At 31.1% G+C, this 13,937-nt stretch carries 14 protein-coding genes; 8 read left to right on the top strand and 6 right to left on the bottom strand.

Going from position 1 to position 13,937, the window contains the following annotated elements; genetic code table 11:
- The first annotated feature begins 12 nt into the window (after nucleotides 1-12).
- Together FC86_RS05320 and FC86_RS05315 are read left to right on the top strand one after the other, a co-directional pair.
- Nucleotides 13-552 carry a GNAT family N-acetyltransferase gene (locus FC86_RS05320; protein ID WP_056975033.1) on the top strand — a complete coding sequence of 180 codons (540 nt, stop codon included), beginning with the start codon at nucleotides 13-15 and terminating at the stop codon, nucleotides 550-552.
- A gap of 69 nt (nucleotides 553-621) precedes the next feature.
- Complete coding sequence (locus tag FC86_RS05315; protein WP_056975032.1) at nucleotides 622-1,245, top strand: hypothetical protein; 624 nt, start codon at nucleotides 622-624, stop codon at nucleotides 1,243-1,245.
- Nucleotides 1,246-1,341: 96 nt separating this feature from the next.
- On the opposite strand, the gene FC86_RS05310 is transcribed toward FC86_RS05315, so the two are convergent.
- Nucleotides 1,342-2,238, bottom strand: a complete 897-nt coding sequence (locus tag FC86_RS05310; RefSeq protein WP_056975031.1) for a tyrosine-type recombinase/integrase — start codon at nucleotides 2,236-2,238, stop codon at nucleotides 1,342-1,344.
- Nucleotides 2,239-2,326: 88 nt separating this feature from the next.
- Between FC86_RS05310 and FC86_RS05305 the strand changes: the two genes are divergently transcribed.
- Nucleotides 2,327-4,693, top strand: a complete 2,367-nt coding sequence (locus FC86_RS05305; protein WP_056975030.1) for a hypothetical protein — start codon at nucleotides 2,327-2,329, stop codon at nucleotides 4,691-4,693.
- Here FC86_RS05305 and FC86_RS05300 read toward each other — a convergent pair.
- The 5 genes from FC86_RS05300 to FC86_RS05285 form a co-directional block, all read right to left on the bottom strand.
- Nucleotides 4,690-5,736 (bottom strand): ATP-grasp domain-containing protein, encoded by a 1,047-nt coding sequence (locus FC86_RS05300; protein ID WP_056975029.1) that lies wholly within the window; start codon nucleotides 5,734-5,736, stop codon nucleotides 4,690-4,692. The genes FC86_RS05305 and FC86_RS05300 overlap by 4 nt on opposite strands.
- A gap of 724 nt (nucleotides 5,737-6,460) precedes the next feature.
- Nucleotides 6,461-6,931 (bottom strand): SoxR reducing system RseC family protein, encoded by a 471-nt coding sequence (locus FC86_RS05295; RefSeq protein ID WP_056975028.1) that lies wholly within the window; start codon nucleotides 6,929-6,931, stop codon nucleotides 6,461-6,463.
- Nucleotides 6,932-7,195: 264 nt separating this feature from the next.
- A complete protein-coding gene (locus FC86_RS06560; protein WP_156403349.1) occupies nucleotides 7,196-7,354 on the bottom strand; it encodes a hypothetical protein in 159 nt (52 codons plus the stop codon).
- An 87-nt stretch (nucleotides 7,355-7,441) separates the two neighbouring features.
- Nucleotides 7,442-8,365, bottom strand: coding sequence for a magnesium transporter CorA family protein (locus FC86_RS05290; RefSeq protein ID WP_056975027.1), 924 nt, complete (start codon nucleotides 8,363-8,365; stop codon nucleotides 7,442-7,444).
- A 73-nt stretch (nucleotides 8,366-8,438) separates the two neighbouring features.
- Entirely contained in the window at nucleotides 8,439-8,837 is a 399-nt protein-coding gene (locus FC86_RS05285; protein ID WP_056975026.1) for a reverse transcriptase-like protein, read from the bottom strand.
- 46 nt (nucleotides 8,838-8,883) lie between these two features.
- Here FC86_RS05285 and FC86_RS05280 point away from each other — a divergent pair, with 46 nt between their 5' ends.
- The 5 genes from FC86_RS05280 to FC86_RS05260 all read left to right on the top strand — a co-directional run bounded on the left by FC86_RS05280 (nucleotide 8,884) and on the right by FC86_RS05260 (nucleotide 13,924).
- Nucleotides 8,884-10,572, top strand: a complete 1,689-nt coding sequence (locus FC86_RS05280; RefSeq protein WP_056975025.1) for a formate--tetrahydrofolate ligase — start codon at nucleotides 8,884-8,886, stop codon at nucleotides 10,570-10,572.
- Nucleotides 10,573-10,590: 18 nt separating this feature from the next.
- Nucleotides 10,591-11,052 carry a signal peptidase II gene (gene lspA, locus FC86_RS05275; RefSeq protein WP_056975024.1) on the top strand — a complete coding sequence of 154 codons (462 nt, stop codon included), beginning with the start codon at nucleotides 10,591-10,593 and terminating at the stop codon, nucleotides 11,050-11,052.
- Nucleotides 11,036-11,965 carry an RluA family pseudouridine synthase gene (locus FC86_RS05270; RefSeq protein WP_162257581.1) on the top strand — a complete coding sequence of 310 codons (930 nt, stop codon included), beginning with the start codon at nucleotides 11,036-11,038 and terminating at the stop codon, nucleotides 11,963-11,965. The genes lspA and FC86_RS05270 overlap by 17 nt, the downstream gene beginning before the upstream one ends.
- Before the next feature lie 165 nt (nucleotides 11,966-12,130).
- On the top strand, nucleotides 12,131-12,637 hold the full coding sequence (gene pyrR / locus FC86_RS05265) for a bifunctional pyr operon transcriptional regulator/uracil phosphoribosyltransferase PyrR (protein ID WP_056975249.1): 507 nt from the start codon (nucleotides 12,131-12,133) through the stop codon (nucleotides 12,635-12,637).
- 21 nt (nucleotides 12,638-12,658) lie between these two features.
- Entirely contained in the window at nucleotides 12,659-13,924 is a 1,266-nt protein-coding gene (locus FC86_RS05260; RefSeq protein WP_056975022.1) for a uracil-xanthine permease family protein, read from the top strand.
- Nucleotides 13,925-13,937: the final 13 nt, after the last annotated feature.

Below are 13,937 nucleotides of genomic sequence, written 5' to 3'. Positions count from 1 at the left end.
TAAGGAGAAATAATGGCTAATCATATTGAATTAAAATCTATTACTCAAGAAAACCTTAAACCGTTATGGGACATTAGTTTTGGCCCTAAAGCTGACCTAGAGTGGATGAAGTGGAACGGCCCGTACTTTAATGACCCTGTTCAAACTTTCGGAGAATTTTCAACAGGGTGGGGTAAGTCTTTAGTAAAAAGCCCAATGGCAATGATGATTATGGTCAACGATAAAATTGTAGGACTAGTCATGTCCTATTGGGCTGACAACCACTTAAAACAGTGGTTGGAGGTTGGTATTTCAATTTATGATTCCACTATGTGGGGAAAGGGAATTGGCAGTCAAGCCTTGTTAAGTTGGTTACAGAATCAATTTGATTATTTTGACTATTTACCTCATATTGGTTTTACCACATGGTCAGGTAATGAGGGTATGCAGCGATTAGACGAAAAATGTGGCATGACAAAAGAAGCCGTTATTCGAAAAGTACGCTATTTAAATGGTCAGTACTATGACTCGGTTAAATACGGTGTTTTGAGAGAAGAGTTTAACAATTGTTAAACTCTTTTTTATTAGTTTTACAGTTCTATTCATTAAATGTTATTATTCGTAATAGAATGGAGGAGTATGATGAAGAAAAAGTATATTGGAATAGCAATAGGACTTGCAACCTTTATGGTAGCACTTACGGTATATATTAATGTTTTCCAAAATAATGCCGAAGCGAGTAGAAGTGATCACGATTTTACGGTTTATCAAAGTGGTTCAATAACTGTTAGAGAAGCAGTTGCTAATACTGACAATGACTATATTAAAGCGTCAGCCAAGGTAAAACCTGAATACTTTGAGCTGGCTCAAAATATTTCAGATGATATGCATCAAAAATATCCTGGATATGACTTTGAAGTCTCAATTATTACAGGTAGTTCTGAAAAAATTACAAAGTCACAATATCCAACTCAGCAGTTTATTTACATTGATACTAAAAACGCATTAAGTAAACTATTAAAAGATGACAAAAATAACGAACATTATCTTGAATTCAGACAATTTATTCGAGAAAAATCAACATATTTACGTCAGATTCCAGCATTAGGAAATGTTCAAAATAGTGCCGATTTAATTATTGCAGGTAATAATTTACAGTTAGCAGGTATGTTACCATTTCCAAGTGATAAAGGGACTGATTTATATTTACAATATGCCAATAATTTAGATGTTCAATTGTATATTGCAAATCAACCACAAAAATAAAACCTAATCTTATTAGAGACTAGGTTTTATTTTTTGAAGAATTAGTAGTGTTATAAAGATGAAATTATGACACCTTATTATTAAGGTTCTTTTTAATTAAGCATCAATGTTATTTCTAAATCCATATGTACTAAGTACTTTTTGCTTTCTGAGGGTAGATACGGATGTGTAAATTTCTGTTGTAGAGATACTAGAGTGACCTAAAAGTTCCTGTATATCTCTTAAATTAGCGCCGTTATTTAGAAGTTCTGTTGCAAAGCTATGACGTAAATAGTGTGGGGTTGATGAAGTATTAATTTTTGAGAGATTTCTATACTTTTTGTATATATTAGAAACCCCAAAAATTGATAACCGTTCTCCGTATTTGTTTAAGAAAAAAGCAGTTTCTTTGAGATTTGGAAAGTATTTTTTTCGGCATTCTAGATAGTCTTGTACTATTTTTTTTGATGTATGTGTTGTTAAGAACAAGAGTCGTTCTTTATTATTTTTACCATGAATAATTACGTTACCATCATTATAATCTTTTATATTTAAGTTGCTCACTTCACTTATTCTAAGCCCTAAATTAACCATCATTTCAATAATTGCTTTATCTCTTAACCGATCGCGCTCTTTTGTTAAAGAAGATAAGTGTATATTATCGATATAATTAATTAATCGACTAACTTCTCGACTACTTAGTGTTTTGGGTAATTTTGTTTCCTTTCTAATAACTATATTTGGTAGAGATTTAATGGAAAAGTGATACTCTTTGTTTAAAAATTCAATAAACATCTTAATCGTAATTATTTTACGTTTTTTTGTATTTCTTTTGTATTGAGAATTATTAATTATTGATGTCATATGCTTCTTAAAGCAAATATCAACCTCCTCATTACTACAATTAAAATAATTATTAAATTGTTTCAAGTCTATTATATATGCTGAAATAGATTTTTCTGAAATTCCTTGAAGCTTTTTGTTAGTTAAAAATTGTTGAATATATTCTTCCATTAATACACCTTTAAACTTTCTGTTTTTCGCTATTTATTATGATATAATAAAACCTAATAATAATATGCAATTATTTGGAGGTTTTTATTTGAATAACACCCAAGAATTATTAAATTATCAAAAATACACTTTACAAAAAATTATTAGCAAGTTTAAGAAAGAAAATATTGTAATATTAAATGATAAAATAGGTGTTGGAAAATCAACTATTGTAGATTCTCTTTGTTTAGATGATTATCAGACACATATTTTCAGAGGAACATATGACAAAATGCAAGAAGAATTTGGTGTTTTTAAAGGTACTTTCTTTAGAGCCAATGATATTAAATCAAATTTTGTTAAAGATTCAATGAAGTCAGCTGTGACATCTGTTGCTAATTTACTCAATATTTCAGCTGATTATTCTGATACAATTGATGCTATGTTCAATAAATATAGTCATTCGGACTTTATTAAATTAACTAGTTCTCTAAAACAGCATGTAATAGAAAAAAAAGCTTTATTTATATTCGATGAATTAATGTATTATGATTCAGCATCAATGATGATTATGAATTATTTGTTAGATTTGAATACTACGCTTGAACAGAATTTATTCAAGATTCTAGTTGTTATTGATGATGAAACCACCATAGACGAGCTCTATTTAAAAAAATTTAGTAATGCTGAAAAGGTGCAATGTTATCCAATCACTCCAGTAGATATGACGACCTTGCACTTATCACATCAACCTACATCAATTATTCTACGTAAGAAGAACGGCTTACTAGAAGCGTCAGTAGTAAGCGATATTATTGATGAATTAATAAAAGTTTTGAATAAAAATGTTGAACAAAAAATAGTTTTACAAACATTGAAACTTTTTGATGAACCATTAGAAATATCGCAATTAGCAGCTAGTATTCCTGAATATAGCTTTGATGAAATAGAATTCAACTTAAATAACTTATACGATAAAGGGTTAATATTATCTTACAATTCTATTAGTGGTCGTCGAATCATCTCATTAAATACTGATATTTCAAAAAAGTTAGAAGAATTGACACCAATTTATATTAAAGAAAATAGATCAGATATTTATTTGAACTATTTAAATAAAAATAGACCTCAAAATTATTTTGAAAAATTCCAACACTATAAAATCAATAAAGATGTTGAAAATATACTTATAAATGGAACTTTAGCATATTGTAATTTCATGAGAGAAAGTATAACTCTTAATTCAAAAAGAATTACAGAATTGATTGAATTTATTAAGAGTAATCTCGATAAAGAATATATAAAGGTTATTCAATCAGCATATAATGAATATATATTTGAAAATTATGAAAATACATATAATATTATAAATAATTATTTAAGCTTGAATCAAAACTACTTTAATGTTAACGAAATTCAAGCAGAATTAATGTATTTAAAATTTCTTAGTTTAGGTAGAATAGAAAATGGTAAAGATTTAATTACAGAAGATAGTATTGATACTTTGGAAAAAATCATAAACCATATGGATAAAATAAGAAATGTTGAACTTGAAACTCGTTTGAAAGAAGTTCAAATATTTTCATATGATTTGTTAAATCCAACTAGATTTAAGAAAAAAATAGCCCAACTATATTTTTCTGTACTTGATGAATACTCTTTAAAAATACGAAATGATACACATAACAGAAAATTTTGGCAGATTAGACATGCCATTTTAGGTAGTAAAATTGACATAATTGATTTGCCTCATAACAAACTAGTGTTACTTCAACAAAGTTACGAAGTTTTAACTCAATTTAAACATTTATATCCTAAACAATATTTACGAACTGCATGTAATTTATCAGGGAGATATTTTTGGGAGGCTAACTATATTAAATCTAATAAAATTTTAACTACCGCTAAATCGTTTATAAAAACAAATAAAGTTTCAGAACACTGGGGTATTATTTTTCATGTTAGCTTAGTTGTAAATTTTTTGGACAACCAAGACATTAACTTGATATTACGCGAAAGTGATAAATTACTCTTTAATCAAGAAATAGAGAAACGAATGCATGAGCCTGATATTTACTCTTCTAATCACGCTGTATTTTTGGCTTGTAAAGGAAATATAGATGATGCAATTACTTTAATTAATAAAAGACTATCTTTACACAAAAGTAATAACTATAGCAAATATTTACTGTTAACTAATAAACAAGTACTACTTTATTTTCAAGAAAATAAAAGCCATGCTTTATCTATACATAAAGAAATACAGAAAATAGTATGTGAAGGTATTCCTAATTTTGATCATGTGTTTATAAAAAAGAGAGAAGAAGCTATATTACAGCTAATACAGCAAAACAAAAAAATATCCGACTTTAGATTATACTTAAGAGAACCTGCAGCTAAAGGAGCAATGAGAAATAGCTCTGATGCTTATTTCAGATATTTATTGGTCTCAAATATAACATATTGGGTAAACTAAAGAGCAGAACCTATTATCATTTTATATAAAGCTTCACTATCATCTGGAAAAAGTGAATGAACTGATTGATAGCAAGCATCATATTTAGTTAAATAAGGAATTGAAGCAATATCAAAAACATAGGGTATATTATCTCTTTTATTTAACTTAAAATCAATTCGGCTTAATCCACCTAAATCCAAACGAGTAGCAATTTTTTGGCTATAGTCCTGAAGTTGTCTAATAGTTTCATAATTTAAGGGATATTCTTCAGAGTTTGGAAGTATATAGTGATATTCCCCATTTTTGATTATATCTTCCGTAAGAATTTGACTATTTGAGTTTGGAACTATTATGGTCGGTGGAAGGGGTAAATATTTATTATTGTCGTATCTTAAAATAGGTACATTAATTTCTAATCCTTCAACATATTCTTGTACAATAACAGGTTGTTTTAGCTCTGAATTAATAATCTTATATTGTTTAATTAATGAGTCCTTATCATGAATTAAATTTACATTTTTAGCACAACATTCTAGTGTTGGCTTAACTATTACTGGATATGAATCTATAGACATAATATCTTCTTCCAAAAAAATGGTTCTAGGAATTGGGACTATACCATCTAATAATTTAAAATAATCAAACTTATTTTTGGTTATTGCTAGAGAATATGGCGAACTTGTTAAACTAATTATGTTTTTCTTTGTTGCAATCAGGGGTATAATCGATCTTCCTGTAGCACTGGAATCTAGATGGGTGGTCGAGTATAATAGTAACTTTTTATTACTATCAAGTTCTCCTAATAGTAAGGAACCTAAAAATTCAGCAGAACTATGATAGAATCGATAGTATTTACTTGATAATCGAAAACTTGTCTCAATTTCTAACAAATTAGCTGAAGATAAATCTGATACTGATAACTGCTCTAATACTGAATTACTAGTTAAATTAATATTTTTTTCATAGCTAGTATTTACAAGTAATAAAACAAAATCATTTTGTTTTAGCTCTGTTTTTCTTATTAATTTCTTGATAATTGAAATTTCACTTGAATAATCCATAAAAACCTCCAAATAATTGCATATTATTTGGAGGTTTTTTAGTTTATATTTTAGCTTGGAAATACTCAAATCATACCTTATTAAGTTAGGACGAAATTCCGTTGGTAAGTATATAGAAGATAGATGAAAATAACCTTAACTAAGGATAACTATATTTATTTTGATAGAAAATGTTATTTTTTCAATGGTCACACTGATTGTTAAATAAAAAATGACGAAATAAGTATAAATGATATTCCCTCAGAAAAGTTAATCCTAAAATTTAGACTTAGAGGGAGCTTTTTTATGGTCAAATTTAATCAAAAATCATCATAGATTATCAAAATGATACAAGTTCAACCAACGCGTGTCGCCAATAATCAATAAAACATTGCTAAATTGAGTATAAATTTAAAGATTGATTATTTAAAAATCAAATACTAAAATCTATACTTTTGAATTTAAACTGCGGGTGTTATACTTTCAAAAATATCCTATCTCAAAGCACTAGCGTTATAATTTACTATTACAATTTATAATTGGCAAAATAATATAGAAAATTATTTCACATCCGACTGTGTTTAGCTAAGTATAGTTTAAAGACTGATTAAGCGACTACTTCAAAAAGGAAAACATTCTACTTTATATAGTGATTATAAGGGTTTCAATATCAAACACTAATTATATATTGCAAATTAACCAAAAAAATAAAACCTAATCTCTAATGAGATTAGGTTTTATTTTTTTAAAGAATTAGTAGTGTCATCAAAAGACTAATCCATAAAAGACCATTTAAAAGCATTATAGTTCGGGAAATAGTTGTCCATTGCTGTTTTTGATTATTAGATAAATAATCATCAAAAATTCGAGGCTTATAATATAAGATAAATAAAAAGTAGACAATAAAAGAAATGATAATAAAAAGTCGTGCGATTATCTTATAAAAGCTAGGTACCCACTCTCCAGCTATAATTAAGACCATAAATATTAAAAATGGAAAAATCATCAGTATTAATGCTGTTCTTATTTTTCTTTTATAGCTTTGCCAATGTAACATATCAGTATCCGTTAATTGCGGGATTGCTTGTTTTAATAGTTTTATTTTTCGGTAAGCAAACGGCAACGAAATGAATAGTAAAATATAATCTATTACTACATAGGGGACTAGCATCCCCATTCTATGAGACAGTACATTAAGTAAGTTGTCAATCCACATATTACCACCAAACTTTCAATTTAGTAATCTCAGAGTACAACTAATTCTAGTCTTCGTAAAAAGAAAGTTCCTCAAAATTTTGGGTTAGTGTTTTTGTCGCTTTTTTCTTTTGCTAATGATGCCAATTATTATAAAAAAATTATTGAAATAATTTGAATAGGTGGCCATTCCATAAAAAAGTCAACTAATAAACCAATTATTCCTTTTTCTTTAATCGTTTCTTTTTTCTTTTTCTTCATAGTTCCTCCCATACAAAATTTTAGGCTAGTGTTTCTTATGTTTTTTCATGTACTTTCTTTTACCACCGATACCAACAGTTAGAATAAGCGTTATGATGATGACTGGCATAGGTGCAGCTTCCATAATAAAAGAAAATAACCCAAATTCTGCTTTTTCTTGTAATGTTTCCTTTTCCTTCTTCATAGTTACCCCCATAAAAAGTTTTAGTGAGGGGAGTATAACACGTCCATACAAAAAAGCCTACAAGACCTGTAAACTTGTAAGCTTTTTTTAAAAGAAGTGATGTCGTTTCATTTGCCACCACATAAACCAGATAATACCAACCATAATTACGACAACGAATAACCATGAGAAAGGAGAGTCTGCTAATGGAAGATCAACGTTCATTCCATAAAATCCAGTCACAATTGTTGGAATTGTGAGTACTATGGAATAAATAGTTAAAAATCGCATCACATTATTAGTTGTATTACCAATTAAATTATTATAAGTATCAGCAACTTTATTCGTAATATCAGAAGTTAGCTGAGCCATTTGTTGCGCTTGGCGTGCTTCGATTAGCACATCATCTAAACGTTCGTATTCTAGTTGACTTAAATCTAAAATACCTAATCGTCTATTATAAAGTTTGAAACTTTCAATAGCCATTGTATTGGAGTTTGCACTGGTCAGCATATAAACCATCGCCTTAGTTAAATCAGCCAGCTCAAAAATGTGGTCATTGTTGGGACTGTTTCTAATTTCGGTTTCAAGTTCTTGACGTTGTGCATTTAATTCTTCTATTTGATCAAAGAAATCTGTTGTGATTTGGTATAGGGCATTAAAAACCATTTCCCAAATAGTTTGATGTGTTAGAGGAATATGAAGCTTTGTGTTATCTATTTTTGAAAAATAATTCTGAATGTATTGTGTTTCAGTACGTGTGAAAACAAAAACATTTTTGTCACGAATAACAATAGCAATAGGACTAACGGGTCTTGAAAAATTTTCTGCCACTGCGTTATAAATCATAATCCATGACTGAGTAGGTTGATCGTATTCAACACGAGCTCGTTCACGAAGATCCTTTGCATAGATTAACATTTCAGTAGTCAGTTGATATTTTTCTCTTAAATATTCCTGATCTTCTTTTGACATATTGTTAATTAAGATGGTACGTGAGTCTCGGCTTTGGACTAATTCTTTTGAGATCACATGCTCACTTCCTTCTATATTTTAGGCAATACTTTAATTAAATCATTAATTATGACTTGTGTTAACCCTTAAATTAGTTTAATTCAAATAACCGATTATTTGCCAACTTATGTGCTCGAAAGTTCTGATTATCAGGGATAAGTTTGATATAATAAGCACAGAACCGGTTTAACTGGTTTAAAACATCTTGCGTTAGATTTTGATAATTCTTAGCATATTTTTTATTAATTGAATCACACAAAATTTTCGAATCTGTTTCAATACTTAATATCTGATTCGTTTGCTTTGTGATTATCAAGTAGTCTAAAGCATGTTTTAAAGCTATGAACTCTGCTTCATGATTATCTTTAGCAAAAACTTTTTCAGCTTGTTGTTTGATTAATGTGGATTTAGGGAATGTTTCAATGACATATCCAATGGCTGCTTGATTTGTTTTAAGATGGTAAGCACCATCTGTGTGGATTTTTAACATAAACTTTATCACACTTTCTATTGAATTATTTCAGGAGGATTTTTTAGTGAGAACAGATATTGATATTGCACAAGAGTTTCAAAATACTAAGGCTAAGCCTATCAATGAAGTGGGTATATCATTGGGATTGAAGCCAAATGATCTTGAACTATACGGTAATTATAAGGCTAAACTAAGTAACAATGCTTTAAAAAAATATACGAAAAACGAAAAACTAGGCAAGTTGATTTTGACAACTTCTATTAACCCTACTCCAGCAGGAGAGGGAAAGTCAACAATGGCCATCGCTCTAGCAGATGCTTTATCTACCCAAACTCATAAAAAAAGTATGCTCGCGCTTAGAGAGCCTTCACTTGGTCCTGTTATGGGATTAAAGGGTGGTGCAACTGGTGGTGGACAGTGTCAAGTTGTGCCAATGGAAGATATTAACTTACATTTCACAGGTGACTTACACGCTTTGACTAGTGCCATTAATACGTTAGCAGCTTTAATTGATAATCATATGCAACAGGGGAATGCTTTGAACCTAGATTCTAGACAAATCATGTTTAAACGTAGTTTGGATGTTAATGATCGTGTTATGCGTCATGTTTTAGTAGGTATGGGTGGCAGAACTAGTGGGGTTCCTCGTGAAGAAAGCTTTCAAATTACAGCTGCTAATGAGCTAATGGCTATTCTATGTTTAGCAACAGGAATTGATGACTTAAAGAACCGAATTGGTCAAGTTTTAGTTGGGTATACTTATGAACAAACGCCTGTTTACGTGAAGGATTTAAATGTTCAAGGCGCCATTACAGTATTGTTGAAAGATGCAATTAAGCCTAATCTTGTTCAGACACTTGAACATACACCTGCATTAATTCATGGGGGGCCTTTTGCTAATATCGCGCACGGAACAAACTCAGTGATTGCGACAACTACCGCTTTGAATATGGCTGATTATGTGGTAACTGAAGCTGGCTTTGGTGCTGATTTAGGCGGAGAAAAATATAATGATTTTGTTAGTCAATTACTACCCAAATCACCTGATGTTAGTGTTATTGTTGCAACTGTTCGTGCGTTGAAATATCATGGAGGCCAAGTTCTTTCAGAACTCAAAAACGAAAGTGTTTCGGCGCTTGAAATAGGGTTTGCTAACTTAAAACAACACATTGAAAATATGCAAAAGTTCAATATACCAGTTGTAGTCGCAATTAACGCTTTTGCGAGTGATACAAGTGAAGAACTAAGAACATTAAAACAGCTAATTGTAAATTTAGGCGTGAAAGTTTGCATAGTAGATGCACATCAAAATGGTTCAATTGGTGCTAAAGATTTAGCTGAAACAATCATTGAGGTTACTGATAACCAACCCGTTACAAACGCAAAACGTATCTACGATAATAATGAATCAATCGAAGAAAAGGTCAAACATGTTGCTCGTGAAATTTATCGTGCTAAAGATGTTGCGTTTTCAAAACAAGCTTTAAATTCAATTAAAAATATTAAACAAAATAATAAAGAAAACTTACCAATCATTATCGCCAAAACACAATCATCATTTTCAGATGATCCAAAACAACTTAATGTTGTTTCTGATTTCACACTTCAAGTTCGTGATGTTGATTTGAAATCAGGAGCTGGATTTATTGTGGTTTATGCTGGAAGCGTTCTAACAATGCCGGGACTATCTAAACATCCAGCAGCCTTGGATATCGATATTGATTCAAATGGTAAAATTTCCGGTTTATTTTAAAGGAGATTTCACTAATTTATGATACTTTTTTGGTTAATTGGTCTAGTAATGCTTATTTTAGACCAACTACTAAAGTTATACATTGCAACCAATTTTCAACTAGGGCAAGTACAAGAAGTTGTGCCCAATATTTTGTCATTCACTTATGTTCAAAATACAGGAGGAGCTAGCAACATATTCAGTGGAAATATGCTATTTTTTTATATTATTTCCATTATTGCTATCCCAGTCTTGTTATACTTAATCCATCGCACAAAAAAACGCCACTTTACTTGTCAACTGGGACTTATATTGATTCTATCTGGGACAATTGGAAATTTAATTGATCGTATTCGTTTACAATATGTAGTTGATATGTTCCAATTAGACTTTATGCGATTCAATATCTTCAATGTTGCTGATATTGCCGTGACTTGTGGAGTTGCGTTAATTATTATTTATTTACTATTTTTAGATGGGAAAGATCATGAACAAAATTAATTTAACAATTTCAACAGAAACAGGACGTTTGGACGCTGTTCTTGCAGCAGCTTATCCTGAACTCAGTCGTGCTAAATGTAAGACAATGATTCAAAATGGTGATATTAAGGTAAATGGTGAACCAAAAAAAGCCAAATATCAAGTTAAGTCAGAAGATAAAATCACAGGGGAAGTCCCAGAAGAAAAGCCGTTAGACTTGGTCGCTCAAGATATTCCTTTAGATATTGTTTACGAAGATGATGATGTCATCGTGGTTAACAAGCCTCAAGGAATGGTTGTTCATCCAAGCGCAGGACATCCAGATCAAACCTTAGTTAATGCTCTGCTTTATCACACACAGCTCTCAGGAACTAACGAGGGCGAAACTTTTAGACCAGGTATCGTTCATAGAATAGATAAAGATACGTCAGGATTACTGATGGTGGCTAAAAATGATCAAGCTAAGCTTAGTCTTCAAGCTCAATTAAAAGATAAAGTCAATAAAAGACAGTATTTAGCAATCGTTCATGGTAATTTTAATGAAGAAAGTGGTACTATCACAGCTCCGATTGGGCGAGACTACAAAGACCGTAAAAAGCAAGCTGTTATTCCTGATGGACGTGAAGCAGTAACACATTTTAGAGTATTAGAACAATTTAGTGGGTACAGCTTGATTCAATGCGAGCTAGAAACAGGTCGTACACACCAAATTCGAGTTCATATGAAGTATATTAGTCATCCTGTTGCAGGAGATCCTCTTTATGGTCCTCGTCGTTCTTTGAGTAGTCATGGACAATTATTACATGCAAAAACATTAGGCTTTTACCATCCATCAACCCAAGAATGGGTTGAATTTAATATTAATCCGCCGAAACTATTTCAAAATATTTTAACTCAGCTACAAAAAGATACAATTGACAATTCAAAAGATTAAAGTTAATCTAATACTTAAAATATTTAATTCCTTTAATTAAGTTCTGTGAAACTTCAAGGAGTTGCTCAATTGTTTATTATTCACGTTTAAGACTGATAAATAAGTGAAGGACTTCGTATGTTTTACGGAGTCCTTTTTTATATGGAAAAGAGAGGAAATTATATTATGACAAAAGAAATTATGGATCAAAATCAAATCAAACGTTCTCTAATTCGTATTAGTTATGAAATTATTGAAAAACTACAAAATCCTGATGAGCTTACCTTATTAGGAATTAAGAGTAGAGGAGAGTCACTAGCTAAAACCGTAGCTCAGCTTCTTGAACAAAATAATCCAGAAACCAAAATTAATCTTTACGACTTAGATGTGAGAAAACACCGTGATGATGACCGACAAGAAGACGTCACCAATGATATTCCTAAAGATGCAATCGATAATAAAACCGTTATCTTAATTGATGATGTTTTATTTACAGGGCGAACAATTCGTGCAGCTTTAGATAGTGTATCAGAAATTGGCCGTGCTAAAAGAATTTGTTTAGCTGTCTTAGTTGATAGAGGACATCGTGAATTGCCAATTAGACCAGATTTTATCGGTAAAAATATTCCAACATCAATTAATGAACATGTTCAGTTGCAACTAGGGGATACACAAGCCGTAATTTTGAACTAATAATCTTTTAGGAGGACTACAATGAAGAATGAAAAACCGGTATTAGATATCTTTGATAAGCCATCGTTCTTTAAGGGCATTTTTTTATCTATGCAACACTTATTTGCTATGTTTGGCGCAACTGTTTTAGTACCTATTTTAGTGGGATTAAATCCAGGAATTGCCTTGTTTGCTTCAGGGGTAGGAACTTTACTTCATCTGTTAATTACCAAAGGGCAAGTTCCGCTTTACATGGGTTCTAGTTTTGCTTTCATTACTGTTATGGCATCCCTAATGAAGACAGCTGGATACAGTGGGGTTTCCCAAGGTATTATTGCTGTTGGTGTAGTTTACTTAGTTATTGCGTTAGTTATTCATTTTATTGGGTATGGTTGGGTGGATAAAGCACTTCCAGCCGTTGTAGTTGGACCAATCGTTATTGCAATTGGGCTTTCACTAGCTTCAAGTGCTGCCAAACAAGCTACGATAGTTAACAATAACTATGATATCAAGTCTTTTGCGGTAGCAATTGTTACTTTATTATTAACTATTGCTTTTACTATTTTCGGTAAAGGTTTTATCAGTCAAATTGCTGTTTTGCTGGGGATTGTCTGTGGTTATATTCTATCGTTACTTGTAGGATTGGTTGATTTTGCACCCGTTATGACTGCTAACTGGTTACAAGTACCTAACTTTGAAATATTATTTATTAATAATCACCCTACAATCAACTGGGGAGCAATCTTAGGCATGGCACCAATTGCGTTTGTAACTATGACAGAACACATGGGCCATATTATGGTATTAAATGATTTAACAGGACGTAATTTTTTCAAAAAGCCCGGTTTAGATCGAACACTTGTAGGTGATGGAGCGGCTTCTATTGTTTCTGGGCTAGTAGGTGGGCCTGCAATCACAAGTTATGGTGAAAATATTGGGGTTATGGCTATCACCAAAATCCATTCTGTCTATGTTTTAATTGGGGCAGCAGTATTTGCTATTTTGTTCAGCTTTATTGGTAAGCTATCAGCCCTTATCCAAAGCATTCCAGGTAGTGTTTTAGGTGGGGTTAGCTTCTTATTATTTGGTGTTATTGCTTCAAGCGGACTTCGGATTCTAGTTGAAAACAAAACAGACTTTAATAATCGTCGCAACCTGATGATTGCATCGTCTATTTTGGTTATTGGAGTAGGAGACGCTATGTTACAATTAAATCCACAACTAAGTTTTTCAGGTTTAACTGTTGCAACTGTCATTGGTATTGCATTAAACTTAGTGTTACCAAGAGATATTGAATCTAAAAAGTAAAGTAGGCTCAAAA

The sequence above is a fragment of the Holzapfeliella floricola DSM 23037 = JCM 16512 genome (genome assembly GCF_001436605.1).
Classification (GTDB): domain Bacteria; phylum Bacillota; class Bacilli; order Lactobacillales; family Lactobacillaceae; genus Holzapfeliella; species Holzapfeliella floricola.
This window is presented reverse-complemented; position numbering and strand designations above follow the sequence as displayed.

Coding starts and splice junctions, on each gene's coding strand:
- FC86_RS05320 (WP_056975033.1), top strand. CDS start 13: ATGGCTAATCATATTGAATTAAAATCTATTACTCAAGAAAACCTTAAA.
- FC86_RS05315 (WP_056975032.1), top strand. CDS start 622: ATGAAGAAAAAGTATATTGGAATAGCAATAGGACTTGCAACCTTTATG.
- FC86_RS05310 (WP_056975031.1), bottom strand. CDS start 2,238: ATGGAAGAATATATTCAACAATTTTTAACTAACAAAAAGCTTCAAGGA.
- FC86_RS05300 (WP_056975029.1), bottom strand. CDS start 5,736: ATGGATTATTCAAGTGAAATTTCAATTATCAAGAAATTAATAAGAAAA.
- FC86_RS05295 (WP_056975028.1), bottom strand. CDS start 6,931: ATGTGGATTGACAACTTACTTAATGTACTGTCTCATAGAATGGGGATG.
- FC86_RS06560 (WP_156403349.1), bottom strand. CDS start 7,354: ATGAAGAAGGAAAAGGAAACATTACAAGAAAAAGCAGAATTTGGGTTA.
- FC86_RS05285 (WP_056975026.1), bottom strand. CDS start 8,837: ATGTTAAAAATCCACACAGATGGTGCTTACCATCTTAAAACAAATCAA.
- lspA (WP_056975024.1), top strand. CDS start 10,591: ATGATACTTTTTTGGTTAATTGGTCTAGTAATGCTTATTTTAGACCAA.
- pyrR (WP_056975249.1), top strand. CDS start 12,131: ATGACAAAAGAAATTATGGATCAAAATCAAATCAAACGTTCTCTAATT.
- FC86_RS05260 (WP_056975022.1), top strand. CDS start 12,659: ATGAAGAATGAAAAACCGGTATTAGATATCTTTGATAAGCCATCGTTC.